Annotated in this window: 24 protein-coding genes; 11 read left to right on the plus strand and 13 right to left on the minus strand. The window is 55.5% G+C overall.

The features are described 5' to 3' along the window. Positions 1 to 14: 14 nt before the first annotated feature. Positions 15 to 2381 (minus strand): M1 family metallopeptidase, encoded by a 2367-nt coding sequence (locus PVT68_RS05085; RefSeq protein ID WP_280321570.1) that lies wholly within the window; start codon positions 2379 to 2381, stop codon positions 15 to 17. A gap of 215 nt (positions 2382 to 2596) precedes the next feature. Here PVT68_RS05085 and PVT68_RS05090 point away from each other — a divergent pair, with 215 nt between their 5' ends. Beyond that, positions 2597 to 3019 (plus strand): hypothetical protein, encoded by a 423-nt coding sequence (locus tag PVT68_RS05090; protein ID WP_280321571.1) that lies wholly within the window; start codon positions 2597 to 2599, stop codon positions 3017 to 3019. A gap of 3 nt (positions 3020 to 3022) precedes the next feature. On the opposite strand, the gene PVT68_RS05095 is transcribed toward PVT68_RS05090, so the two are convergent. Continuing rightward, the gene (locus PVT68_RS05095) at positions 3023 to 4078 is read right to left on the minus strand and encodes a peptidase M42 (protein ID WP_280321572.1); all 1056 of its coding nucleotides are present in this window, start codon (positions 4076 to 4078) and stop codon (positions 3023 to 3025) included. A gap of 115 nt (positions 4079 to 4193) precedes the next feature. Then, the gene (locus PVT68_RS05100) at positions 4194 to 5345 is read right to left on the minus strand and encodes an alpha/beta hydrolase (protein WP_280321573.1); all 1152 of its coding nucleotides are present in this window, start codon (positions 5343 to 5345) and stop codon (positions 4194 to 4196) included. A 233-nt stretch (positions 5346 to 5578) separates the two neighbouring features. Here PVT68_RS05100 and PVT68_RS05105 point away from each other — a divergent pair, with 233 nt between their 5' ends. From PVT68_RS05105 to PVT68_RS05125, 5 genes are all read left to right on the plus strand, one after another. After that, entirely contained in the window at positions 5579 to 5791 is a 213-nt protein-coding gene (locus PVT68_RS05105; protein WP_280321574.1) for a hypothetical protein, read from the plus strand. After that, a complete protein-coding gene (locus PVT68_RS05110) occupies positions 5792 to 7366 on the plus strand; it encodes a cytochrome ubiquinol oxidase subunit I (RefSeq protein WP_280321575.1) in 1575 nt (524 codons plus the stop codon). It begins immediately after the preceding gene. Between the two features lie 18 nt (positions 7367 to 7384). Beyond that, positions 7385 to 8518, plus strand: coding sequence for a cytochrome d ubiquinol oxidase subunit II (gene cydB / locus PVT68_RS05115; RefSeq protein WP_280321576.1), 1134 nt, complete (start codon positions 7385 to 7387; stop codon positions 8516 to 8518). An 89-nt stretch (positions 8519 to 8607) separates the two neighbouring features. Next, positions 8608 to 8727, plus strand: a complete 120-nt coding sequence (gene cydX, locus PVT68_RS05120) for a cytochrome bd-I oxidase subunit CydX (RefSeq protein WP_280321577.1) — start codon at positions 8608 to 8610, stop codon at positions 8725 to 8727. A gap of 91 nt (positions 8728 to 8818) precedes the next feature. Further along, positions 8819 to 9076, plus strand: a complete 258-nt coding sequence (locus PVT68_RS05125) for a cyd operon YbgE family protein (RefSeq protein WP_280321578.1) — start codon at positions 8819 to 8821, stop codon at positions 9074 to 9076. Positions 9077 to 9110: 34 nt separating this feature from the next. On the opposite strand, the gene nhaA is transcribed toward PVT68_RS05125, so the two are convergent. Next, positions 9111 to 10559, minus strand: coding sequence for a Na+/H+ antiporter NhaA (gene nhaA / locus PVT68_RS05130; protein WP_280321579.1), 1449 nt, complete (start codon positions 10557 to 10559; stop codon positions 9111 to 9113). Between the two features lie 216 nt (positions 10560 to 10775). Here nhaA and PVT68_RS05135 point away from each other — a divergent pair, with 216 nt between their 5' ends. After that, entirely contained in the window at positions 10776 to 11540 is a 765-nt protein-coding gene (locus PVT68_RS05135) for a TlyA family RNA methyltransferase (RefSeq protein ID WP_280321580.1), read from the plus strand. A gap of 21 nt (positions 11541 to 11561) precedes the next feature. Here the strand turns inward: PVT68_RS05135 and PVT68_RS05140 are convergent, their stop codons facing one another. Then, positions 11562 to 11792 (minus strand): DUF1272 domain-containing protein, encoded by a 231-nt coding sequence (locus PVT68_RS05140; RefSeq protein ID WP_328517462.1) that lies wholly within the window; start codon positions 11790 to 11792, stop codon positions 11562 to 11564. A gap of 166 nt (positions 11793 to 11958) precedes the next feature. Continuing rightward, complete coding sequence (locus tag PVT68_RS05145) at positions 11959 to 12303, minus strand: 4a-hydroxytetrahydrobiopterin dehydratase (RefSeq protein ID WP_280321581.1); 345 nt, start codon at positions 12301 to 12303, stop codon at positions 11959 to 11961. A gap of 208 nt (positions 12304 to 12511) precedes the next feature. Here PVT68_RS05145 and PVT68_RS05150 point away from each other — a divergent pair, with 208 nt between their 5' ends. Continuing rightward, the gene (locus PVT68_RS05150; protein WP_280321582.1) at positions 12512 to 14374 is read left to right on the plus strand and encodes a DUF885 domain-containing protein; all 1863 of its coding nucleotides are present in this window, start codon (positions 12512 to 12514) and stop codon (positions 14372 to 14374) included. Between the two features lie 799 nt (positions 14375 to 15173). Here PVT68_RS05150 and PVT68_RS05155 read toward each other — a convergent pair. Further along, the gene (locus PVT68_RS05155; RefSeq protein ID WP_280321583.1) at positions 15174 to 15521 is read right to left on the minus strand and encodes a hypothetical protein; all 348 of its coding nucleotides are present in this window, start codon (positions 15519 to 15521) and stop codon (positions 15174 to 15176) included. Between the two features lie 78 nt (positions 15522 to 15599). Further along, positions 15600 to 15851, minus strand: coding sequence for a hypothetical protein (locus PVT68_RS05160; RefSeq protein ID WP_280321584.1), 252 nt, complete (start codon positions 15849 to 15851; stop codon positions 15600 to 15602). Positions 15852 to 16167: 316 nt separating this feature from the next. On the opposite strand from PVT68_RS05160, the gene PVT68_RS05165 reads away from it, so the two are divergent. Then, the gene (locus PVT68_RS05165) at positions 16168 to 17118 is read left to right on the plus strand and encodes an IS110 family RNA-guided transposase (RefSeq protein WP_280321585.1); all 951 of its coding nucleotides are present in this window, start codon (positions 16168 to 16170) and stop codon (positions 17116 to 17118) included. 526 nt (positions 17119 to 17644) lie between these two features. Here the strand turns inward: PVT68_RS05165 and PVT68_RS05170 are convergent. From PVT68_RS05170 to PVT68_RS05180, 3 genes are all read right to left on the minus strand, one after another. Beyond that, positions 17645 to 17947, minus strand: coding sequence for a hypothetical protein (locus PVT68_RS05170; RefSeq protein WP_280321586.1), 303 nt, complete (start codon positions 17945 to 17947; stop codon positions 17645 to 17647). 388 nt (positions 17948 to 18335) lie between these two features. Then, positions 18336 to 19844, minus strand: a complete 1509-nt coding sequence (locus tag PVT68_RS05175; protein WP_280321587.1) for a fumarate hydratase — start codon at positions 19842 to 19844, stop codon at positions 18336 to 18338. 199 nt (positions 19845 to 20043) lie between these two features. Beyond that, positions 20044 to 20802: a hypothetical protein gene (locus tag PVT68_RS05180; protein WP_280321588.1), complete on the minus strand. Its 759-nt coding sequence runs from the start codon at positions 20800 to 20802 to the stop codon at positions 20044 to 20046. 320 nt (positions 20803 to 21122) lie between these two features. Between PVT68_RS05180 and PVT68_RS05185 the strand changes: the two genes are divergently transcribed. Both PVT68_RS05185 and PVT68_RS05190 read left to right on the plus strand, forming a co-directional pair. Beyond that, positions 21123 to 21704 carry a superoxide dismutase gene (locus PVT68_RS05185; RefSeq protein ID WP_280321589.1) on the plus strand — a complete coding sequence of 194 codons (582 nt, stop codon included), beginning with the start codon at positions 21123 to 21125 and terminating at the stop codon, positions 21702 to 21704. A gap of 374 nt (positions 21705 to 22078) precedes the next feature. Then, positions 22079 to 23983 (plus strand): DUF885 domain-containing protein, encoded by a 1905-nt coding sequence (locus PVT68_RS05190; protein ID WP_280321590.1) that lies wholly within the window; start codon positions 22079 to 22081, stop codon positions 23981 to 23983. 135 nt (positions 23984 to 24118) lie between these two features. Here the strand turns inward: PVT68_RS05190 and hda are convergent, their stop codons facing one another. Both hda and PVT68_RS05200 read right to left on the minus strand, forming a co-directional pair. Then, the gene (gene hda, locus PVT68_RS05195; RefSeq protein ID WP_280321591.1) at positions 24119 to 24853 is read right to left on the minus strand and encodes a DnaA regulatory inactivator Hda; all 735 of its coding nucleotides are present in this window, start codon (positions 24851 to 24853) and stop codon (positions 24119 to 24121) included. Positions 24854 to 24856: 3 nt separating this feature from the next. Further along, positions 24857 to 25954 carry a DUF2066 domain-containing protein gene (locus PVT68_RS05200; RefSeq protein ID WP_280321592.1) on the minus strand — a complete coding sequence of 366 codons (1098 nt, stop codon included), beginning with the start codon at positions 25952 to 25954 and terminating at the stop codon, positions 24857 to 24859. Positions 25955 to 26057 lie beyond the last annotated feature (103 nt).

Below are 26057 nucleotides of genomic sequence, written 5' to 3' on the forward strand. Positions count from 1 at the left end.
GATGGAAAAACCGATCAGTCTTCGTCTTTCAGCTCGACTTCCCAGTCCTTCATCAGGTTGCGGGACTTCTCGTCTTTGAACAGCTCCAGACGGGACTTGATGATACGGCGCGGGAAATAGTTGTTCTCCACGTCCACATCGGCAGTCTCCCAGTGGGGGTCCAGTACCACAGACGTCAGCACCTTGTCTTTGCCGCGCACCAGCATCTTGGAGGTTTTCTGGGCATTGCGTGTCCAGATCTCAGCCGGAATACGCAGCTCTTCGTTGCTGCCATCTTCGTACTCGAGTTTCAGGATCAACGGCATAACCAGGCCGCCGATATTGCTGAAGTCGAGCACGTATACATTGCTTTCAACGTTGAGCAGGTTCTTTTCCCAGTCCTCCAGGCCTTCCAGCATTCCGGCGTAGCTGTTGCGGTCAGCGTTGGATACGTCGAACTCATCGTGCTCGTTGTAGAAGTCAGACAGTTCCGGCTTGCCGTCCACAATCCGGGTCAGCTTGTTCGCACGGTTGGTGCGCTTGGTGACGGTTTCCGGCTCCTGCTCGAATTTTTCTCGCTTCCACGGGTTCTCGATATCCGGGTTCTTGGTGCCTACGTTGTAGTGGCGCACCTGATCCAGGCTGATATCCACGTGATCGGTGGTGTAGAACCAACCGCGCCAGAACCAGTCCAGATCCATTCCGGAAGCGTCTTCCATGGTGCGGAAGAAATCGGCCGGCATCGGGCGTTTGAACTTCCAGCGCTCGGCGTATTCACGGAAAGCGAAGTCGAACAGCTCGCGGCCCATGATGGACTCACGCAGGATGTTCAGCGCCGTGGCCGGCTTGCCGTAGGCGTTGTTACCAAACTGCAGGATGGATTCCGAGTTGGTCATGATCGGAACCTGGTTCTCGCTCTTCATGTACTCGGTAATCTTGCGTGCATCGCCACGGCGAGAGGGATACTTCTCTTCCCACTCCTGCTCCGCCAGGAACTGCACGTAGGTGTTCAGGCCCTCGTCCATCCAGGTCCACTGGCGCTCGTCGGAGTTCACAATCATCGGGTAGTAGTTGTGGCCCACTTCGTGAATGATGACCGAAATAAGGCCGTATTTGGTGCGACGGGAGTAGGTGCGCTTGCTACGGTCTTCCTCGTCGATCTCCGGGCGCGGACCGTTGAAGGTGATCATCGGATATTCCATGCCACCCACGGGACCGTTTACGGAAATGGAAACCGGATACGGGTAGTCGAAGCTGTAGCGGTTGTAGACATCCATGGTATGAATGATTGACGCGGTGGAATACTTGTCCCACAGCGGCGTGCCCTCTTCCGGGTAGAAGGACATCGCCATGGTGTCGGTGCCGCCCTTCTTGTAGCCCTGAGCATCCCACAGGAACTTACGTGAGGACGCCCAGGAAAAATCGCGCACGTTTTCCGCTTCGAACACCCAGGTCTTGCGGCCCTTGGCTTTGACTTTCTCGTTTTCCAGCGCCTCTTCCTTGGTAACGATCATCACCGGCTTGCTCGCGGTTCTGGCCTTTTTCAGGCGTGCACGCTGCTCTCGGTTCAGTACATCACCGGGGTTCTGCAGTACACCTGTGGAAGCGACGATATGATCCGCCGGCACCTCGATGGCCACACGGTAGTCACCGAATTCCAGTGCGAATTCGCCGCGACCGAGGAACTGCTTGTTCTGCCAGCCACTTACATCGTTGTAGGCCGCCATGCGCGGGAACCACTGGGCGATCTCGTACAGGTAGTTGCCATCGCGCTCGAAATACTCGTAACCGGATCGACCGCCGAGGGCCTTCTGCTCGATGATGTTGTATTCCCAGTCCACCCGGAAGCTCACCTTGTCGCCGGACTTCAGCGGCTGCGGCAAATCGATGCGCATGCCGGTATCAACAATGGTGTGGCGCAGGTCGCGGCCGCCGGTATCGGCCACTTTGGTGATCTTGTAGCCGCCGTCGAACTCTGCGGAGACTACTTCACGGCGGAAGCTGCCAAACGGAATGGTGTCCGGCGCGATGGACTGTACATCCACCGGCGCAGCCAGGTTACCCGCGGAACCGGGCTTGAAGCGATTCTGGTCCAGCTGCAGCCACAGATAGCGCAGGGTATCCGGGGAGTTGTTCTGATAGGTGATGACTTCGGACGCGGTGATACGCTGCTTGTCGTCATCCAGGGAGACCTTGATGTCGTAGTCGGCCTGCTGCTGCCAGTAGGCGTGACCCGGGGCACCGGAGGCGGCGCGGTAGGTGTTTGGGGTAGGCAGCAGTTCTTCCAGCTGGCGGAACTTGTCACCGGTGACATTGAGGGGGTCCGCGGCGAGAGCGCCGGTACTGCCGGCAAATCCGAGCAGTGCCGCACCGAGGCGTCGACAGAAAGTCTTTATGGTCATGGTTGGCGCCATTTTCATTTAAATGATAAACAGCGCGCCATTCTACCAGCCAGTCAGTGACCGGTCATTCCACGGCTCTGCAGACATCTCAGTCATCATTCACTTCGGCGCATTCAGCACTTGGGAATCGCCCCACGCCATCTTAGAAATTCTTGGATAAGGGCAATTTGGGGAAATCCATGCTTTTTGCCACTCGAAAGACAGGCCGGCCAGTTGTGCTGGCTCCGAAGTTGGTTTCGGTCACGGGTCTTGCAGCCACACTTCTGGCCATGGCGCTGCTGCTGGCCTTTAGCGCCACTACCAGGGCCCAGCAACCAGGACCATTCTCCGCCAACGATTTCCAGTTTTCCGGCTCCCCGCAGCCACAGATACCGCCACACCTGTATGGCCCGGATCTGGATGGCGACACCCCGTCGGAAGTTGCCCTCAGTGCCGGCGCGGTGAGAGTCCGCCTGCAGCAGCTGGGCTTCCACTCCTTCGGCAGTATGTACTTCCGCAATGGCTACTGGAATGTGGTGGCGTACCACGGCAACAAAAAACGCCAGTTGCTGGTACACCCGGAGAGCGGCGCGATTCGTTCAGACAGCCCCTACTGTAACAACCGCTGTAACCGCTATCAGGTCAGCGATGAGTTCTGAGCATCAGCTATCGGCGGCAATCGCCACCAGCAGGTCGCTGAATGCACTGTTGGCTTCCAGTGAGGCGGACTCCTGCATGGTGTGATAACCGGTGGTGGGGATCTGCAAAGTAGTACCCTGCACAAACCCGGATGAAGCGGCGACAATCCGCCCCAACTCGGTACTACCGAGGGACTGCGGCTCCTGCCCTTCGGCGATCGCCTTGCTGTTCTGCACCTCGATATAGCTGTCTTTGTAGCTGAAGGAAATATCCAGCGACTCGCATAGCGCCGCCAGGCGCTCGGTGGTTTGCGGGTGGAAATTTGCATTCGCGTCCCGCCGGCGCAATACCACTTTCTGCGCATCGGCACTGGCGCGATCGGGATAGGGACTGGTATCCACTACGATCAATTTTTCAGTACCGCCGTTAAAGCGGCGGAACCATTCCAGCAGGTAGCGCCAGCTACTGCCGGACTCTTCCTGGGCAGTAAAGAAGGCTGTGCCCTGAAATCCCAACGCATACAGGTGAACCAGGTGGGCAGCGGTGAGGACATTGTCCAGCTGGGCACTCAATATGCCGTCAGACAGTTTCAGCCGATCGGTGAAAGCGACCGGGGTACCCGCCACCACGTGCTCGAGCCCCGCCACTTCAAAGATGAGGTTGTTGCGATAGCCGCATACGTAGGCCCGGCGGATCACCCCGGAACCGAAATAAGACCCGGACCAGGGCTCGTAGGCGGTCACGGCCACGCCCTGGAAGCGGTCTACGATTTTGGTCATCAGCTTTTCGGAGACTGAGTTGCCCAACAGGTCGGAGCGACGCCCGGAAACGAAAGCGGCGTACTGGAATTCGTTCGGGCCCGTGCAGATCAGGCCGTGGCGGTCGATATGGGCGGAGAACTTGGCAGTGTGAGGGCGCTGTCCCTGAGCCACCAGCAACCCCTCATACCAGGTGACGTGGGCACCACGCTCTTCCAGCTCGCGCTGCAGCACGCGAAAAAATGAGTGCTCGGCACCGACGACACTGGGACTACGCACCAGCAGTTTGAGCAGGTCGATAAATTGTTCAGCCTGTTGCATTGACCCGGGACTCCCCACGAATTCAGGAACTGGCCATATCGGGACGGCGACGCCCGATATGATCCGAATATTTGCGGGAGTATATCCAGCAAAATCCCGGGTTAGCGACTGTTATTTACGTCTGCTCACGAGCCCTCTCGAGCGTCCGCTGCAGAAACTCCGTCGCCTTTTCTGCGGAAGGTGAAAACCAGGGTTCAAACAGCCAGTATGGATGCGGGGAGTCGTCGTGGGTCATCACTTCGCTAAAGATCCCGGCAGCGGCAAGCCGCTCGATATACTCATCGCGGCCGGCGTGGAACCGGGGCCTGCTGCTGTTGATGAACAGGGTCGGCGGCGAACCGGCGCCGGCGTACTCCAGCGGCGAGGCTTCGCGCCAGAGCGCTGGAACATCCTCAAAGCGACCGCCAAACCAGGCACCCGCCGCAGAGGGGTTTTTGCGCGGATCGTTTTCATATTTCAGGGCCATGGGTGTGGTGAAACTCACCACGCCATCCAGGTTCACAATCGCCTGAACGGAATCTTTGCCGGCAGAGGCCGCCGTTTCGAATACGTCGAGCCCCGGTGTCACCCCCACCAGTGTTGCCATTTGAGCACCAGAAGATGCCCCCACGATGGCGACGCGCCGGGGATCCATCCCGTATTCCCCGGCGTGGTCCCGCAACCACCCCAGTGCCGCTTTCACGTCCTGTACGCCCGCAGGATAGCGGGCCTCCAGCGAAAGCCGGTACTCCACCGTGGCCGCCACAAATCCGCGGTTAGCCAGGTAAGTGGCCAGGGGTTCCTGCAGGGTGCGATTGCCAGACCGCCAGCCGCCACCATGAACCAGCAGCACTGCCGGGCGCAGGTCCTGTTCAGCCCCCGGCCGGGGGTAAAATAGGTCCAGATGCAGCTCGCGATCTCCAAGCTGCCGATAAACAACATCCCGCTTTACGACAAGTTCTGCAGCCGCAGCCACCTTGGCAACGGTGATATCCGGATATTCCTTGCGGGCCTTTGCAAACGCGGCGTCAATGTTGAAGGAGTCATCAACCGGGAAAGTGGCATCGACGGGGAATGAGCCCTCAGCGGGAGAAGAGCCCTCAGCGGATAAAGAGCCCTCAGCGGAAATGGCATCCGCCACTAACGGTACTTGTGCACCAGTTCGTGAAATCGATGGCAGCACCAGCAGCACGACCAACAAGGTGATTACCGGTAAAGCGCCCCAGTGAACCAGCAGTTTCCAACGCAGCCCAGCGGGCGCAATTTTGTGCTCGTCAAATTCAAACATTGAATGCCCTCCCCTACAACAGATGGTAGGCCAATTATTATTTTTCCCCATTTTTGGACTTACCAAAAACGGAGGTCCTCGATACTAGCACAGGATCGACAAATACCATCATTCCCGCGTCAAAACCTGGACCTCCCCGCCAAATTGCCCTCCGCCGCCGGTGGGTGGTTTTGTCGCTGCTAGACTTACGCTCCGGTGGCGCCTCTTTTCGTGGTTAACCGAGCGGACTCAATATGACGCTTTCCGACCGTCGCCTGCTGATCGAACTGGGCGCGGCTCTGATCATCAAGCTCATTCTGATTACCCTGATCAAGATTCACTACTTCAGCCCGGACCCGGAACGCACGGAGCCTGTCCCCAAACGTTTTTTCCCCGAGAATCCGCCGCTCCCCACTATTACTCACCCGCAACCCTACGAGCCCCAGCGCGAACACAAGGAGCGTTAAGTGATCGATGAAGCCGTAGTCGACTTATCCCGACTCCAGTTTGCCCTGACCGCGCTGTATCACTTTCTGTTTGTCCCCCTCACCCTGGGCCTTTCATTTTTGCTGGCAATCATGGAGTCCTGTTACGTCCTGACCGGCAAAGCCATTTACAAGGACATGACCAAATTCTGGGGCAAGCTGTTCGGCATCAACTTCGCCCTCGGTGTAACCACCGGGCTAACCATGGAATTCCAGTTCGGCACCAACTGGAGTTACTACTCCCACTATGTCGGCGACATCTTCGGTGTGCCCCTGGCCATTGAAGGACTGATGGCATTTTTCCTCGAGTCTACCTTTATCGGTCTGTTTTTCTTTGGCTGGGACAGACTCACCAAAGTCCAGCATCTGGTCTGCACCTGGCTGGTTGCCGTCGGCTCCAATCTGTCGGCCCTGTGGATTCTGATCGCCAATGGCTGGATGCAGAACCCCATTGGCGCAGAGTTCAATTTTGACTCCATGCGCATGGAGCTCTCCAGTTTCAGCGACGTCCTGTTTAACCCGGTGGCGCAGGTGAAATTTGTGCATACGGTCGCCGCTGGTTACGTGACCGGTGCAATGTTTGTACTCAGCGTGTCTTCCTACTATCTACTGAAAAAACGCGATATCCCTTTCGCCCGACGCTCTTTTGCCATCGCCGCCAGTTTTGGCCTGGCATCCATTCTGTCGGTTATCGTGCTCGGGGATGAAAGTGGATACACCGTAGGTGACGTACAAAAAGTGAAACTGGCTGCGGTGGAAGCAGAATGGGAAACCCAGAAGCCGCCCGCAGGATTTACGCTGTTTGCGATTCCGGACCAGGAGCAGAAAAAAAATCACTTCGAAATAAAAATCCCGTGGGCTCTCGGTATCATCGCCACCCGTTCGATCAACGAAGAGGTCGCTGGATTTGACCGCATACTTCCAGAAAATGAACAGCGCATCCGACGCGGGCAGGAGGCCTACGCCCTGTTACAAAAACTGCGCAGCGGCGACACCAGCCAGGAAACCCGCAACGCCTTTGCCGATTTGCAATATGACCTGGGTTACGGCCTATTACTTCGTCGCTATACCGAAAATATCACCGACGCCACGGAAGAGCAGATCAAACTCGCCACGGAACATTCAATCCCGAGAGTCGCACCGCTGTTCTGGACCTTCCGCATTATGGTGGGGTCAGGGTTTATCATGCTGTTCGTGTTCCTGGCCGCCTTTATTCAGTCCGCCCGACATCGCAGCGCCGGCAACCGCGCGGTGCTTTACGCCTGTCTCTGGTCACTCCCGCTTCCCTGGATCGCCGCCGAGTGTGGCTGGATCGTCGCCGAGTACGGACGCCAGCCCTGGTCCATTGCCGAGGTGTTGCCGACCTATATGTCGGCATCCTCAATCACCCGCGGCGAGGTCATTGGCAGTCTCACCGCCATCATCCTCTTCTACACAGCACTGGCGGTGGTCGAGGTTTACCTGATGCTGCGTTTTACCCGGCTGGGCCCCTCCAGTCTCGGCACCGGTAAATATCATTTCGAACTGACACCACCGAAACCGTCGGCTCAGGCCTGACCCGGAAGGACACGCGCAATGGATTATGAAACGCTGAAATTCATCTGGTGGATCCTTATTGGTGTACTGCTAATTGGTTTTGCCATCACCGACGGTTTCGATATGGGCGTCGGTATACTGCTGCGCATGATCGGCAAAACCGACATGGACCGGCGTATTATGATCAATACCGTAGGCCCGCACTGGGAAGGTAACCAGGTATGGTTTGTCACCGCCGGTGGTGCAATTTTTGCCGCCTGGCCAATGGTCTACGCCGCAGCATTTTCCGGGCTCTACGCCGCCCTGATCATCACCCTGTGCGCGCTGTTTTTTCGCCCGGTAGGTTTTGATTACCGATCAAAAATCGATGACCCTCGCTGGCGCAACCTGTGGGACTGGGGACTGACAATTGGCGGTTTGGTCCCCGCACTGATTTTCGGTGTGGCCTTCGGCAACCTGATGCTGGGGCTGCCGTTTGAACTGGACGATCTGTTGCGCGCCAGCTATCACGGCTCTTTCTGGGCACTGCTGAAACCTTTTGCGTTGATCTGCGGACTGTTGTCCGTGGCCATGATCGCCATGCAGGGGGGCGCCTGGTTGCAACTGAAAACCCAGGGCCTGTTGCTACTGCGCGCCCAAAGGGCCACGCAACTTTGCGCGCTGGCGGTAATAGGGCTGTTTATTCTCGCCGGTATCTGGCTGCTGCTCGGCATCGACGGTATGCAAATCACCGATATCAAGCCTCTGGGGGATAAACTCACGCCGCTGATGAAAACCGTCACCTATGGCAATGGCGGCTGGCAGGACAACTTCCAGCACTACCCTCTGCTGTGGGCCATCCCGCTGCTGAGTATCCTGATGGCCGCTGCCACCTGGTTGCTGTCCCGCGGTGAGAGCCCGCTGACGTTCCTCACCAGCTCACTGACGGTAACCACGATAATCCTGACGGCAGGTATCGCCCTGTTCCCCTTCGTCATGCCCTCTTCCCGGAACCCAGACATAAGCCTCACCCTGTGGGACGCGACCTCCAGCGAACTGACACTGGGGCTGATGTTCGCTGCCGCGGTGATATTCGTCCCCATCATTTTGCTATACACCCTGTGGTGTTACCGCAAAATGTTTGGCCGCGTGACCCGGGAATATATCGAAGAAAACTCGCACAGCAGTTACTAGGCAAGGTGATCTGGAAAAAATCCGCAGGAAGCGCCGAAGAAAGTAACAAAACGGAAAGTAACAAAACGGAAAAAACAACGGAGAACCATATGTGGTATTTCACCTGGATACTCGGCGTTCTTCTCGCCTGTATGTTTGGCGTGGTCAACGCCCTGTGGCTTGAAGTCACCGAGAACATGGACCGCAATGAAGCCGAATTCGATCGGTAGTAAAGCGGGCGGCGGGGTGTCGACAACTGCCACGCCCTCACCCCCAACTTCTCCATCAACGATGACTTCAACTCCGACCTCGTCACACTACATGCAAGCCCTGAGAGTGGTAACCTTTGCCGCTTCGCTACTCGCAAGTCTGGCCATCACCTTCTGGCCTCTGTTGCTCTACAGGAACGACATGCCGCCCAGCACCGGCCAAACCAGTATGCTGATGCTGGGACTCTGTGTCGGCGTAATTTACGGCTCGGGGATTCTCGCTAAAACACCGCGCAACTGGCAGCTTGGCTGCGCGGTGATCGCCTGGTTGTCGCTGGCAATAATTGGCTGGCTTGCGCTGCCCCCCTGAGATGGCCGCAACCCGCTACCGCCGTCGCTCTCGATTACTTTTGCTTGTCTTCCATTTGAATCGGCACTTCCAGCGTCCCTTCATGCCCCTGATCGTCCTTCTGGGTCGACTGCTCGATGGGCGCGCGCCGCAATACCAGAAAACCAGCGATGCCCGCGATCAGAGAGGCCAGCAGCACCCCAGCCTTGGCCTGGATCAGCATTTCCGGGTTACCGGCAAACGCCAGCTCCGAAATAAAAATCGACATGGTAAAGCCGATCCCTCCCAACAGCGCGACACCGATGATGTGATGGAAGGTCGCCGACCTGGGTAAATCCCCAAGCCCCAGCTTCCAGCCAATCCAGGTCGCGCCCACGATTCCGATTAATTTCCCGATTACCAGACCACAGATCACACCCAACGTCAGCGGATTGAGCACCGCAGTCGGGTTAGTAAAACTGTCGATGGGAATACCCGCATTGGCCAGGGCAAAAATCGGCACCACGATAAAGGCCACGGGTGTATGCAGACGGGTTTCCATACGCTGCAACGGGGACTGCACCAGGTGGACGCCTTTATCCAGCGCGGTCACCCGCGTCAGCAGAGCATCGTTGGCGATAATCTTGTCCCCGGGACGAAAGCATCGATCAAAGCTGCGAATAATGTCCTTAACAAAGGTACTGAATGCCACAGGATCGTATTTGGGACGCGCAGGGATCGCCATCGCCGTAATCACGCCGGCGAGGGTTGCGTGCACACCGGTCCGGTAGAGTGCGTACCACAGCAATACCCCCACAAACAGGTAGCCGGCCAGGCGACGCACGCCGGCAAATTTCAGCAGCCACAACACCCCCACCAGGATAACCGCAGCGATCAGCGCATTGGTGTTGACGCTCTCGGTGTACCAGATTGCAATCACCATAATCGCACCGAGGTCGTCGACGATGGCGAGCGCCACCAGAAAAGTCACCACCGCCCGCGGCACCCGGTTGCCGAGAATGGCGATACAGCCGACCGCAAAGGCGATATCTGTGGCCATGGGTATACCCCAGCCACGCTCCGACGGCGTATCGCCATTGAAGAGGTAGAAAATCAGCGCGGGCACCACCATACCGCCAATCGCCGCCATCACCGGCAATACTGCCTGCTTCAGTTCTGCAAGCTCGCCGACGAGAAACTCCCGTTTCAACTCCAGCCCAACCAACAGGAAGAAGATGGCCATCAGACCGTCGTTGATCCAGTGATGGAAGCTCATGGAGAGCGACCAGTCACCAAAATTGTAACTGACCGGCAGGTGCAGCAGGTGCTTGTAGGCCTCCTGCCATGGGGAGTTGGCAATCACCAGCGCGATAAGCGCACAGGCCATAAGCAGCAGACCACTGCTGCTCTGGCGGTGAATAAACTCTTCAAATGGAGTGACGAGTCGACCCAACGCATTCTCCAAAGGCGCTTCAAATACGTTGCCCTTGCGAATTCTGAACTTGCTCAGAACATTCTTTGCCATCTAATACTCTCTCCCTCTATTCACTCTGGCTATAACGACGGCAGATTGAACCCATTCCCTGTAATTTCAACACATTGCGACCGGCAAGCCACTACTGCAAACATCCCCCTGGAACTTCCCAGTACTTACGCCGGAAGGTAGCATGCACCCGCTTTCACCTGCCTGACAGCAAACTTCAACCGAAAAACTGCCAACCGAAAAACTATAGTGCCACACATGACCCGTCTCGACCTGTTGTTAGTCCAGCGGCAACTCGCCAGCTCCCGCACCCACGCCCGCAAGCTTATCGACGCCGGCAGGGTAATGCAGTCCGACGGGCACAGCTGGCGACCGGCGACCAAGGCCAGCCAGTCACTCAGCGAAGACATCCAGCTTAAAGTGGAGCCTCTGCCCGAAGACCAGTACGTCTCGCGCGCCGGACTCAAACTGGCGGGGATTCTCGACCACACCGGCCTCAACCCCAGGGGCTGGCATGCGCTGGACGTGGGCTGCTCCACAGGGGGCTTCAGCGACTGCTTGTTACAGCGTGGCGCGGAACAGGTGGTGGGTGTAGATGTCGGGCGCGACCAATTGGCAGAGCCTCTGCGTGCACACCCGCGCATGCATTTATTTGAGGGGATCAACGCCCGCTACCTGACCGCCGACCAGTTGTCCCCTTTTGCCGACGGTGGGTTTGACGCAGTGGTGATGGACGTATCGTTCATTTCCCAGACGCTGATACTACCGCAGCTGCCTCCCCTGCTGAAAAGTGGCGGCCACCTGCTCAGCCTTGTCAAACCGCAGTTTGAAGTGGGCCCTGAAAATATCGGCAAGGGCGGATTGGTGCGCGACCCGGCTCTGTATCAGGGTGTTCAGGAAAAGATATACGCGCTTTGTGAAGACCTGGGCCTCGAGATAAAAGACTATATCGAAAGCCCGATCAAAGGCGGTGATGGCAACCGGGAATTCCTGCTATGGGCCCGGAAGCCGACAACCCCGTAACCGCTCTGGGGGTATAGAGGATCAGGGAAGAATTTTTTCCAGCTTGGCTTTGAACCCGGTTTTCGCCACTTCCGTGGGAGAGGTACGGCGGAACGGGCGAAGAACGAGATTACCCTGGCAATTCGGGCAGACCTGATTGAGTTCTTCGACGCACGTCGGACAAAATGTGCATTCAAACGAACAGATATAGGCGTGGTCGGAAAGGCCTAGTCTGGCACTGCACCGCTCACAGGAAACTTTCATCTTGAGCATACTGATCTCCTACTCCTGCTCATTGCTTCCAGGAAGTATCGGCTTCGGCGTCACACCGCCCTGATGGCCGTATTTCCGAAAAAAGCGGATACCGGCGGCTTATTGCATACTGCCAACGCCGGTGCCGTTCACTTGTCAGAGACCGTTGCAACGATTGCAGCAGCCTCTAGTCTGCATCCAACTGCTTGTCAGTGCGCGCCGCCATAATAAAATCATTCTTGTGCAGACCGCCTGCCTCGTGACTCCACCAGGTAACCGTTACCTTGCCCCATTCGGTCAACAGCGCCGGATGATGGCCTACCTCTTCCGCTATCTCGCCTACGCGGTTGGTAAACGCTAACGCCTGCTTGAAGTTGCGAAACTTGAACACACGCTCCAGTTGCATCACACCGTCACGGGCAATCGGGGTCCAGTCCGGTATTTCCCGGAGCAGTTCAGCAAGTTCATCATCGGACACCAGTGGCGCATCGGCTCTGCAGGCCTCACAGGCCTGTGCTGCGAGTTCGGTCATACCTGACTCCTTTATTGCGGGAAGAATACTAAGTTGAAAGAGATGAATCCCGGCACTCGGCCACAAATTCGTTTTTTGCCACTTTAGCCGCCCACCAGATGTGAAACAAGGCGACCTGGATCACACAAAATAAATGCCGGATCGGAGGATAACTATAAGAGGACTGTGCTAATTTTTGGGCTGATTGCGAGAAAAATTCGAGAAACCAATGAAATACCTGATAACTGCCCTGGCACTGATCAGTACACTTTGCGGCTGCAGTGAAAAAGACGTGCGCACGGAAAAATCTGCGGCAGTAGAAACTTCCAGTGCCAGCGATGCGCCTACCGCTTCCGCAAACACAACGGATGCATCTCCCCACAGAGGCAAGGACACCAAAACACAACAGACGTTCGAGAGCCTCAGCAACCAGATGGTCGAGCGCATGTGGCACCTGTTTCCGTCCTGGGCTATAGAGAACGGGTATTATCAGGTCGCAGAGTTACTGGAAATCCCGGACGCCCATTATCGCAAGAAAGTTCTCAGTTTTGCCCGTGACTACCGCAATCGATTTGCGCGCCTACACCCGCAAAAAATGGATTCCGGTGCGCGCTCAGACCTGGCCCTCATCAACAACTTCCTGGATAAAACCATCTGGGATCTCACCGAGTTCAAATCTTACGAATGGAACCCGGCGAATTACAACGTCTCCCAGGGTTTTGCCCTGATCCTCAACACTGACTACGCGCCGCTGGAAGAGCGGCTTCGCACCTTCAACAACCGTATGCAATCGATTCCTGCGTACTATTCTGCCGCGGAAAAATCCCTACAGAATCCGCCAGCACCGCAGCTGATGCTCGCAATCCAGCAGAACGAAGGGGCCCTGTCCGTATTCGGCGAGGAACTGGAAACCAAAGTGCAGAACAGCGGTCTTTCCGACAACGAAAAACAACTGTTCCAGGACAGGCTTGAAGCCAGCCGCAAAGCCATTCAGGAATATGTGGCCTACCTGCAGACACTGCACGCCACCATGGAAAAAGCAGACAGCTTCCGCAACTTCCGGATTGGCGAAAAACAGTACGAAGAGAAATTCGCGTACGACATCCAGATCGGCATGAGCGGCCGGGAGCTCTATGAGCGGGCACTGAGGGAGAAGGACCGCCTGCACCTGAAAATGGACGAGCTGGCAGATCAGCTCTGGCCCAAATATTTTCCCGGCGAATCACGCCCGAAAGATATCCTGGAAAAAATAGCCCGTGTACTGGACAAACTGTCGGAACACCATGCCAGCAGAGAGAACTTTAAGGCCTCTGTAGAAGCGCAAATTCCGGAACTGGTGGCCTTCGTCAACGAAAAAGACCTGCTGACCCTGGACCCGGACAAGCCGCTGGTAGTCCGCACCACTCCACCATATTTGCGAGGCTTTGCGGTGGCATCCATCAATGCACCGGGGCCCTACGACAAAAGTGCCAACACCTACTACAACGTGATGCCACTGGATGGCCTCACCGACGAACGTGCAGAGAGCTTCCTGCGCGAATACAACACCTACCTGATGCAGATCCTCAACATCCACGAGGCGATCCCCGGTCACTACACCCAGCTGGTCTACGCCAATAAATCCCCCAGTCTCATCAAGACGATTCTCGGGAATGGCGCCATGATCGAAGGATGGGCGGTGTATGCAGAGCGCATGATGCTGGAGGCCGGCTACGGGAATTTTTCACCGGAACTTTGGATGATGTATTACAAATGGAACCTGCGCACGGTGATCAATACCCTGCTTGATTACTCGATCCAGGTGAAGGGCATGCAAGAACCCGCAGCCATGTACCTGCTGATGGACCAGGGTTTTCAGCAGAAGACAGAAGCGCTGGGGAAATGGCGCCGCGCCACGTTGAGTCAGGTACAGCTCACCAGTTATTTTGCCGGCTATATGGACATCATTGAGCTAAGGGATGAAATCAAGAAAAAACTGGGCGACCAGTTTGACCTCAAGCAGTTTCACGAGAAGTTTCTTAGCTTCGGCAATGCCCCGGTGCCGGTGATTCGGAAATTGATGCTGGCGGAAATAGAGACTAAAGGCCGATAACCGTTTCCGAACCCTAGTCAGGTGGCCAAATTGAGTGTGCCACTACAACCCGCATCTTTATATGCTTTAGGGCAGCGTTCTTTTAGCTTTAGAACTACGATCGTGCTAATAGTCCAAGACACTATCACCAACACAAAGAAAATTAACCACATCCTCGAATTCCGTTTTCGTATGACGCTGCGCTCAAAGCAAAAAGTCAGCTCTCGGCCTGCAGCGCTTGTTATGGCCTGCTCTGCCGTTGTGGTACAGAGTACGCGACACCCCGACATTCCAAGTATTGAGTACACATTCCACTTACTGCGTTTCCACATACCTCTAGGACAACTCCGTTACCACCTAAACTGTGCGTTTTGACTTTTAGATCATTCACCAAAGCACGCTTACTTGGTTTTGGTTGATCTAGGCGCTCTTGGCAGTAAGAAGCCTCGACAATACCTAGGGTTATGGCATCGTACCTTGAGATCTCCGCCGGAGAGAATTCTTCTACGATTATCGTCTTTACTTTATTTTTTGTGTATGGCCCTAGATTGGCATTAAAGGTAATACCACTACATGCAGATACGAGTGCGGTAACAATTATTATAAATATCTTCATAGTTTCTAACTCGGCTCGCTAACGCCGCTGCAACCGGCGCAGCTTTTCTGCGTCCGGCGCCGAAGGCGCGAAGTTGATAACCTCGTCACGTATTTTCATAGCTCTTTAGTGCTTTGTAATCTTTGCTTGATGAGGGCTAAAGAATGACTCTATAAATATCATCTGCGTCTTCCCATTCCTCGGTTAATGAATCAAGCCCTTTAGCTAGAGATAGTACTGCATACTCGCCTGGTGATATTTCAATCTTTGCGCATCAGGTAGAAAATCTGTGCAACAGAATACTACGCACCTACCAGACTTAATAGTGACGTGCCCCTTAGAAGCATGATCCCACTCTTCGAGATCGACATATGGTTCACTATCGCGGATTTCTACCTCAACTGGCACATCAACATTACGGAATGTCCCAATTGCAAGAGTATTTGGTAGCGCACCTAATTTTAGATCAAGTGCCTCTTCAGTCCATACTTCAGAAATATCGTCATCTGCCTCAGTATCCATGAGGTAAACCTGAAAGTAGTCTGCGAATAATTCAAACTTATAATTCTTCATCGATGCTTCCGTGACACGTAACGCCCCGCGGAGGCCCGGAGGGCCGCAGCATCAATGCCCGTGATTGTTAAGTGGGGGCTAGCACCCGCCATCTCCCCCACCTCCGCAGTCACCGCCACCGCCATGACCACCGGCATCTCCCCCAAAATATGCTCCGCCATTGGTTCGCTGATTCACACCAAATTTAACAATGAACCAAAGAATACTAGATATGAGAAAGCCGCCAAAAACGATAGGTGCAAGGACTGAATTGAGTGAATCTTCAGAAGAAAGCTCAATAAATTGCCAAGAGCCAAGAAGGCCGGCCAGATTAAATATAAATGACTTCATCGGTACTCCTTTACTCACTTAACGCCGCGCTCAGCCGCGGCCAACCTTGTGCGCTTTATGCGCGAAAATAGGAGCGAAGCGACCGCGCATAAAGTGCACAAAGTTGGCCGTCGCTCTACAGCGCCTTGTATGGCCTAATTCCCCAAATATTCGGTAAGGTGAGACCCGTAACTTACCGCTATAAGTTACCGGCCCGGCAGCCCGATGAGCGATAGGTCTAAAGACCGTTAACAAGCGTGGGCGTCGGGCCGACCCGATTTAAAAACTCGAACAGTCGAATGGGCCTCGAGCCCGAATTTAGCAAGGAAGAGTCATCATGACAAACCAAAAGCTAACGAAGTCCAGGGTTAATGTCGGTGTCGATGTTGGGAAGTGGAGTTTGGATATCTGTATCCACGAGAAGGGTCTGGTATGGCAGGTGGGGAACACGCCAGAAGGCATACGTTCAATAATGAACCGTCTTTCACGATATCACGTTGAACGAATCGTTATGGAAGCGACCGGCAGATATGAATTCGCGCTGGCGGAAGCGGCCTATGCTAAGGGCTTACCGGTATGTGTGGCGAAGCCCACTTCAGTCAGGAAGTATGCTGGCGCTATAGAGCAACTGGCGAAGACAGATCGTATTGACGCTCAGGTAATTGCAGAGTATGCGGCAGTAATCAGGCCTCGCGTGACGCCTGAAAAAAGTAAAAATCTTATAGCGATCAAAGACTTACTTGCCGGGCGTCGTCAGATACTGAGTCTTCGGACTCAAGAAATCAATCGTCGACACATTATGGACGGTGGGATCAAGCGTCCCTGCCGCCGACTGATAAAGTACTTTGATGTTGAGATTGCTTGGGTCGAAAAGCGGCTTGAGAAGCTTGTCGAAGCGGAGTCGGAATGGTCAGAGAAGCGAGACATTCTGGAGTCCGCACCTGGCGTCGGGAAAACGCTTGCGTTTACCCTGTTAGCCGACATGCCAGAACTTGGCAGCCTGACGAATAAACAGGCATCTGCGCTCGTCGGGGTGGCACCGATCAATCGTGATAGCGGAAAGATGCGTGGGAAACGACGAATTCAGGGAGGCCGAGCTTCGGTCCGTACAACGCTATATATGGCGACACTGAGCGCAACTCAATGTAACCCAGCGATCAAGGCTTTCTACAAAAATTTAGTGGCTAAAGGGAAGCACAAGAAAGTTGCCTTGACCGCGTGTATACGGAAATTCATTACCATTCTGAATGCGATGATTCGAGAAAAACAAGCGTGGTGTGCAACTTAAATTTGGGGAGGTTGATACCACAGTCGCTTGTTATACGCGACCTCGTTGCTCCCTCATTCTAAATTCATGACCCAAGAAGGAGGTTAGCCCAACTGAAATAAAAAGTAGTGGGAATAGAGCAAGAGCAAGTGGCGGCAGGATAATTAGCGATACCAGCCCTATCGGAACACTCGAAAATAAATAGAATACTATCCAGGATTTTTCCCGTGGGGCCACTATATATCCGCCAAAGAACATAACCACCATAGTAATAAATGACGGGATAACTAGCTGGTGTACCCATTGGCTTTTGGGAGTAACGTCCATCATTCCAGAGGTAAGACTAACTGCTTGAAAAGCACCACCTAGGAGAGCAACGATACAAAACACTACATATATCACAATTGCCAATCTACCTTGATTCTCAGACAATTTTAAAATTCCTTGCTGTCGATCCGCTTACAACACCAACGCAAAACGCGCACAAGGTAAGCTGTCCCGCGGAGGGCCGCAGGCCCGGAGCAAATTGCCCGGCCTTGTATGGTTGTTATGCATTATGACGAAGTACGGCGCCCAAAATAAGCACAGAAGTAACTGTGCACCAAAAAATTGGAGACTGAAAGAATACTATTGGATTTGCACGGCCGAAATTTTCTTTATTTTTTAATACATAAATTTTTGAAGCATAGCTGGCAACATAAACTATGATTGCCATTACAAAACATGTGATTAGGACTAATTTTGTATCGGACTCACGCCCCAGAAAACCATTAGTCAGAACCTCAAGGATTCCTACTGCGAACGGGATTATCGCATAGTTTAGAGATTCTTTAGCTGTCTTTATATCCATGCTTAGACTTGCTCAATTGTAAAGATGCATAACAGTTTATTCAAAAGCCTATGGCCTTATATCTCCTTCCCCACCATTTACTGGCGCATTTTAGAACCGCCAAAAATCCACCAATAAAATCAACGGGTTATGGTTAGCACAGTTTATTCTTCCGGAAACATATAGACACAGTCTTATTTATATCGGCTCGCCAATGGCTATTGAGCATATTTTGAAGCTCTTGAAAGTCAATGACTTACGGAAGGTCTTCCGGAATTAGGAGCCGTGGCATTATATTTCCGGCGTCGACACTAGCACTGTCTCCAGAAGTGCAGCTGAAACTGTAAGATAAAAAAAGGCCGGTTCCCAAGCGGGAACCGGCCTTTTTAAGGTTCGCAGAGATTCGGGCTTACACCGCACCCTCTTCGATCTTGTGCTTCCAGATCACCGGGCCGGTGTTATGCACAGATTCACCGTTGCTATCCACCGCTACGGTTACCGGCATATCCTGCACATCGAACTCGTAGATGGCTTCCATACCGAGTTCCGGGAAGGCGATGACTTTTGCATCTTTGATGGCCTGGGCCACCAGGTAGGCTGCACCACCTACCGCCATCAGATATACCGCTTTGTTATCGCGGATAGCGTCGATGGCGGTTGGGCCGCGCTCGGCTTTCCCGATCATGCCCAGCAGGCCGGTTTGTTCCAGCATGGTGCGGGTGAACTTATCCATGCGGGTGGCGGTGGTGGGGCCAGCGGGGCCAACCACTTCGTCGCGTACCGGATCGACCGGGCCCACGTAATAGATAAAGCGACCTGTCAGGTCCACCGGCAGTTTTTCACCAGAGGCCAGGATGTCGACCATTTTCTTGTGTGCGGCGTCGCGGCCGGTCAGCATCTTGCCGTTCAGCAACAGGGTTTCGCCCGGCTGCCAGCTCAGCACGTCTTCCGCGGTCACTTCATCCAGGTTCACGCGGCGGGTGTTGGCACCGGCTTCGCGGGTGATTTCCGGCCAATCTTCCAACTTCGGCGGAGTCTGGCGCGCAGCACCGGAACCGTCGAGGGTGAAGTGGGTGTGACGGGTGGCGGCACAGTTGGGGATGATGGCCACGGCCTTGTTGGCGGCATGGGTCGGGTAATCCTTGACCTTCACATCCAGCACGGTGGTGAGACCACCCAGGCCCTGGGCACCAATGCCCAGCTTGTTGACCTTGTCGTACAGTTCCAGGCGCAGCTCTTCTGCGCGGTTGGAAGCACCGCGCTCCTGCAGGTCCTGAATGTCGATCGGGTCGAGCAGAGATTCTTTTGCCAGCAACATGGCCTTTTCAGCAGTGCCACCGACACCGATACCCAGCATGCCAGGCGGACACCAGCCAGCGCCCATCTTCGGCACCATTTCCAGTACCCAGTCGACCACAGAGTCGGAGGGGTTCAGCATGGCAAACTTGCTCTTGGCTTCTGAACCGCCACCCTTGGCTGCCACGTAGACTTCAACAGTATCGCCGGGCACGATTTCGTAGTGGATCACCGCCGGAGTGTTGTCGCCAGTATTTTTACGAGCGCCATCCGGGTCTGCGAGGATAGACGCGCGCAGAACGTTATCCGGGTTGTTGTAGGCGCGGCGTACGCCTTCGTTGACCATGTCGGAGACGCCCATGTCGGCGTCCCACTGCACGTTCATACCCACTTTCAGTTTCACGGTCACGATACCGGTGTCCTGACAGATAGGGCGGTGGCCCTGGGCACACATGCGGGAGTTGATCAGGATCTGGGCCATGGCGTCTTTCGCCGCCGGGTTGGCTTCCTTCTCGTAAGCCGTGTTGAGGGCCTGAATAAAGTCCTGAGGGTGATAGTAGGAAATGAACTGCAGCGCATCAGCCACGCTGTCGATCAGGTCGTCCTGGCGGATTATGGTCATTGCCGGCTCCGGTTGTCGTCTCGTCTCGAAGGCGGCGATTTTACACGAATTATCTTCGGGTGTTGGATTCTGCGAAGGGAGGAAATCGGGAAAAAATGATAAACAACAGATACAGGCGGGAATGAGAATGATTAGCGACAGCTGTTGCCACCGCTAACCAGACCGGGACTGAGAGCAGATCTCGGCCCCGGGGCTCCCATCAGGGAGCGGATGCAGTACTGGAACTGGACTGCAGGCTGCGGATTGCATCGCGCAATTGCACCAGATCCTTGTTCACGCTGCGGCGATACGTATCGATGGATTGCACCGCTTCTTCGTTGGCGCCGACGCGCGCAGTCAGGTCAGCCCGCACCGAGGACAGCTGACGCTCGAGGCCTGCAACCTTGTCTTTGGTTTCGCGGGAAGCGGTGACGGTAGACTCTTTCAGCTTCGCCATTTCACTCTCCAGCGCGGTCAGTTTATTCAGGCTGGTTTCCAGGCCCCTGACTTTGCCAGACAGCGCCGCCACTTCTTTTTTGGCGGCATCGGCAGTGGCCTTGTTATCCGCAATGTTCTTGCGGTTGGTGTCGTAAGACACACCCCAGAGCTTACGGATTTCAGATGCGTTCTCTTTGACCTTGGCATTCAGCACTTCAACAGACGCCGCGGACTCTTCGCCAGACATCTCGAAGCGCTTTTCCAACTGCACGATGCGGCTTTCCGCATCCACTAGCTGGGCACGGGTATCCTGCCACTGGGTGTACAGGAAACCAGCCCCGCCGAGCGCTGCAAGCGCCAGTAGCAGAGCGACGATGGCGAGAAATGACGAACCGCCTCCGGAGGACTCAGGAACCGGCACCGGGGCCGTAGGCTGAGGCGCCGCGTGACGCTGTCGACCTCCGCCAATGGGACCGTTGGGGATCTGAGGGTCCATAGAAGATGAGCTGCTGCCATCGAATGTGGGCTCTCTGCGTTGCATGCTGTTGTCCTGCGTTGGCTGGTGGTCACTGGGGACCAAAATTCGGTAGAAATCTGCGGCAGTTATACCAAAAACTGACGAAAAAGTAAGCGGGCACTGTTATCAGAATAGGACATTGCCAGGCGCCGACCGCTCCGTCACTAACTACTCTTTTCAAGATTTGTTTCAAGAACCGCTCCAATCTCGCGTTCGGATGGAACATTTGGCCTGTCCAATGGCTTAATAATGGAATCAAGCGCGTGTAGAATGCCCATCACCAATAACTGACCTGCCACCGTTCTTGGGTCGGTACAGGTCCCAGACAAAGGAAGGAATGACACATGGCACACGTTCTCCCCGAACTCCCCTATGCTATGGACGCGCTGCAGCCGCACATCTCTCAGGAAACCCTGGAGTACCACTACGGCAAGCACCACAAAACCTACGTTGACAAGCTGAACGGCCTGCTGGATGGCACCCCGGAAGCAGAAAAATCCCTGGAAGACGTGATCAAGTCTTCCTCCGGTGGCGTATTCAACAATGCCGCCCAGATCTGGAACCACACCTTCTACTGGAACTGCCTGAGCCCCAACGGCGGTGGCGAAGCCACTGGTGCTGTGGCTGATGCCATCACCGCCGCGTTCGGTTCCTTCGACAAGTTCAAGGAAGAGTTCACCAACAGCGCAGTGAACAATTTCGGCTCCGGCTGGACCTGGCTGGTGAAGAAAGCCGACGGCTCTGTTGCCATCGTCAACACTTCTAACGCCGAAACCCCGCTGACCGACAGCAGCGTTACTCCGCTGCTGACCTGCGACGTTTGGGAACACGCCTACTACATCGACTACCGCAATGCGCGTCCGAAGTACATGGAAGCGTTCTGGGCTCTGGTGAACTGGGAGTTCGCCAACCAGAATTTCGCCTGATCAATACCAGGCGGCCGCACTCCGGTGCGGCGAGAAGCGGGCCAAGGCCCGCTTTTTTTTCGCCCGATCAATCGGGGCTGATTCATTAGCGTCATTGATATGCGCTATTGAGTGCCGGTTGTCCTCCAGGCCTCCCCGCATTAGCATAAATGCCGCCCTGGATTGCCCCCGTTATTTCGGGTGCTTTCCGGACCATCTGGCCCTGGGGTTCCGATGTCGAGCGCTCCGGGAGCGCGGTCACTGGCGCAGGCAGTTACATCAGATAGTTACTTCAAAATAGTTTCTTCAAAATAGTTACATACTGGTGCGCATTTTTTCGTAGCGGGCTTTTACCAACGCCCGACTATCCCTCGATAACAAGCTGAGAAAAATACATGAAGCTGAAAATCACCTTGCTGGCCGCTGCCATAAGCACTCTGGCCATGACAGGATGCGAACGGGAAGTTCCCGAAACGGACAAGCAACAATCACAGGTTGCCAGCGCGGAAACAGGCAGCGCTGCAGCACTGGAGGCTGCCAACGATACTCTGAGTGGCAATCCCGAAGTCATCGCCAGCACCAATCAGCTTTTCGAGGATCAGTTCCAGACCCGGGTCAGCCGCAGCCCGGAATTCAAAACGTTCCTTGGAATGAAGGAGGATTACGACAAGTGGGACGACATCTCTCCGAAATTCGCCAAGGAAACCCTTGAGATCAACAAACGGCAGCTGGAAGCGCTGAAGAAGATCGATCCTGAACAGCTGGACAACGCCACCCGCCTGTCGCTGCGGCTGGCCATACGTAATCTCGAGCAGGAGATTGAGGGCTATCAGTGGCGCCTGCACACATATCCCGTCAACCAGATGTATGCAGTCCATACCGGCGTCGCCTCCCTGCTAATCAACCAGCACCGAATCGACAGCCTGCCAGATGCGGAAGCTTATGTAGCCCGACTCCAGGGCCTGCCAGCGCATTTTGATCAACTGGTCGAAAACCTGAAAGAGCGTGCCGATGCGGGTGTTACGGTGCCCGCGTTTGTTTTCCCGTATGTCATCAGTGATGGCGAGAACCTGGTTACCGGTGCCCCTTTTGGTGACGGTAAAGACAGCACCCTGTTCGCCGATTTCAAAGGCAAGGTCGACAAGCTGAGCATCAGCAGCGAGCAAAAAGCTGAGCTGATCCAACAAGCCAAACTCGCGCTGCAGGAACAGGTCAAACCGGCTTATGAAAAACTGAACAACTACCTCCGGGAGCTGGAGAAAACGGCGACCACGAATGACGGCGCATGGAAATTCCCCGACGGCGACGCTTACTACCAGCATCGCCTGAATGTCTACACCACCACAGACATGACCGCCGAGCAAATTCACCAGGTGGGCCTGTCCGAGGTGGCACGTATTCACGACGAAATGCGTGAGATCATGCAGAAGGTCAAGTTCGAAGGTAGCCTGCAGGAATTCTTTGAATTCATGCGCACTGACAAACAGTTCTACTACCCGGAAACCGACGAAGGCAAGCAGCGCTACCTGAACGAAGCCACCGCCATCATCGACACCATGAAAGGGCGCCTGGACGAGCTGTTTATCACCAAACCGAAAGCGGACCTGGTGGTTAAAGCGGTAGAGCCCTTCCGGGAAAAATCCGCAGGCAAGGCCTTCTATCAGCGGCCCGCGCCGGACGGATCCCGCCCTGGTATCTACTACGCCAACCTGTACCGGATGAGCAGCATGCCCACCTACCAGATGGAAGCACTCGCTTACCACGAAGGCATTCCCGGGCATCATATGCAGCTATCTATCATGCAGGAGCTGGAGAGTGTGCCCTCCTTCCGCAAGTTCGGCGGCTATACCGCCTACACCGAAGGCTGGGGTCTCTATTCCGAGCTGGTACCCAAGGAAATCGGCTTCTATCAGGACCCCTACTCCGACTTCGGCCGCCTGGCCATGGAGCTGTGGCGCGCCTGCCGTCTGGTGGTGGACACCGGCATTCACCGCAAAAAGTGGACCCGCGAACAGGCCATCGACTGGCTGGCCGAAAACAGCCCGAACCCTCAGGGCGATGTGGTCAAAGCCATCGAGCGCTATATCGTTATGCCCGGTCAGGCGACGGCCTACAAAATCGGCATGATGAAAATTGTCGAACTGCGTGAAAATGCCAAACAGGCACTGGGGGACCAGTTCGATATCCGCAAATTCCACGATGTGGTTCTGGCCAATGGCGCGGTGCCGCTGAATGTGCTGGAAGAGCTGGTGAACGAGTGGGTCGAGGAAACGAACGGCGGCGCAGGTGTCGCAAACTAAAGTAACCACGCCATAACGAAAAGGCCCGGCTGGATAAACCAGCCGGGCCTTTTTCATTTTCACTGCGGGAAAAATCCGATTGTCGATGTCCAGGCAACGGTTAATTGAACCCCAAACAAGGCGATTCAGCCCGACTCAGAAATTGAGAACCTGCTTTACAAACGGAATGGTGATCTTGCGCTGAGCCTGCAGCGAGGCCCGGTCCAATTGCTCCAGGCAGGCAAACAAGGCGCGGGTATCCCGGGGCGCACGGTGCAGTATGTATTGGGCCACATCTTCCGGCAGGTCAAACCCGCGCAGGCGACTGCGCTGGCAAAGGGCCGACAACTTGTCCTCATCGCTCAGCGGGTGGAGCTGGAAGGTCAGCCCCCACTGCAATCGCGACTGCAGGTCTGCCAGACCCAACTCCAGCGCTCTGGGAGACTTGCGCGCGCCCAACAACAGCTGGCGGCCACTGTCCCGGAGGCGGTTGTACAGATGGAATATGGCCGTCTGCCACTCCCTGCGCCCCTCGATCAAATGCAGGTCGTCGATACACACCAAGTCCAGAAAATCGAGACCGTCCAGAATCACTTCCGGCTCCGCCTCGATCAGGTCCGCCAGCGGCAGATACTGAAAACTGCGCCCGGCACTCTCGGCCCCCTGGCACACCGACTGCAGCAGGTGCGTGATACCGCTACCGGATTCGCCCCACAGATAGATGGCCGGTTCCGGGTTCTCACCGCTGGCAAAGGCCTGCAGCAACCCGACTACCTGCCTGTTCACTGCGTCCGTAGACTGGAAAAAATTAACGAAAGTAGCGTCGTCCCGCAGAGATACACCGAGGGAAAGCTGCTGCGGCGTGCCGCCTGTTGAGGTACTTCCAGTCACGGGTTAATGCCAGCTGTAGCGCAATGGATTCTGGGCGCTGCCAAGGGGAGCACGGTAGCCCGTCAGGTCGACCATGCCATCTTCGCCTGCCAATTGCAGGTTGCGGTTCAGGGCCAGCACATCCCTCAGGGTCTGTAGTTGCGAGCTGGAGGTGAGCGACAGCAACAGGCGATCCCCGTCCACTGCCACCACATCCGCACTGCTGACCTGAGCCAGTCCCTGCAGGTAACTCGTGGCCTGAGAGTAGGCGGCAAAAGAGCGAATACCAGAAATCTCCACCACTACCGCACTGGCAATGTTGGTATCGCTGGAGCGCACCGCATAGCGTTCCGCCAGCTGATTGGCCGCTTCATTCACCCCGCGCAGCGCCACCTCTTCGAGTGAGCTTCCGGTAGCATCGAAGGCGTAGCTGCGACCACCGTGAATCAGCAGCCAGTTGGCCTGCCAACGCTCACCGGAGGTCTGTAGCAGGCGCCCCATCAGAGTAGCATCGGGTCGATAGCGAACCCCGGCGCGCTCCGCCGCGCCCTCGTCCTGCGCCCACAGGCTTCCGAGGGGCATATTGCGCTGGTCATTGAGATCCATAACCGGAAAATCCAGCGGCAACCCGCGTTCCAGAGCGAGACCATCCAGCAGCCCGAAGAGCTCGGGATAGTCTTCCTGGCGCAGGGTGTCGCGCCCTCCCTGTAGGGTATCCACAGCCATCCACACCAGGGTTCCCGGGCGGTTGTTCGGCCACAGAGGCAGCTGTAGCTGGTGAATCAGGTCGTTCACGGCCTGAGGATCAAAGCTTAGGTGAAGATACAGCTGATTGTTGTCGCTCTCGTAGCGGTAACCCTGCACGTACTTGCGGGCCTGCTCCAGCTCCGGTGCCAGTTTGGGGTGACTGGCAATTTCCAGGTCGCCAGTCACACGCACAAAAACACGCTCGAGACCACGGCTGGTGGCGACGGTTCGATCCGTTGTGCCGCGGCTGGGCACGGCTTCGCTGACTTCATACAGATCCGGCATTACCCGTGCAGAAGACGGCATCGCCAGCGTCAGTGCGGCCAGTAACAGCGTAAAGCACAGCAGCACCCTGGGGGTCATCGTCAATGGCATCGGCTCTCGGTCCCCTTACCTCTTATATATATGCATAGATTCGCACCCGGCCGCCCGCCACGCAAGCCGACATTCCACTGTGCGCTCCTGCGCCGGGGACACC

The sequence above is a fragment of the Microbulbifer bruguierae genome, assembly GCF_029869925.1.
GTDB lineage: Bacteria > Pseudomonadota > Gammaproteobacteria > Pseudomonadales > Cellvibrionaceae > Microbulbifer > Microbulbifer bruguierae.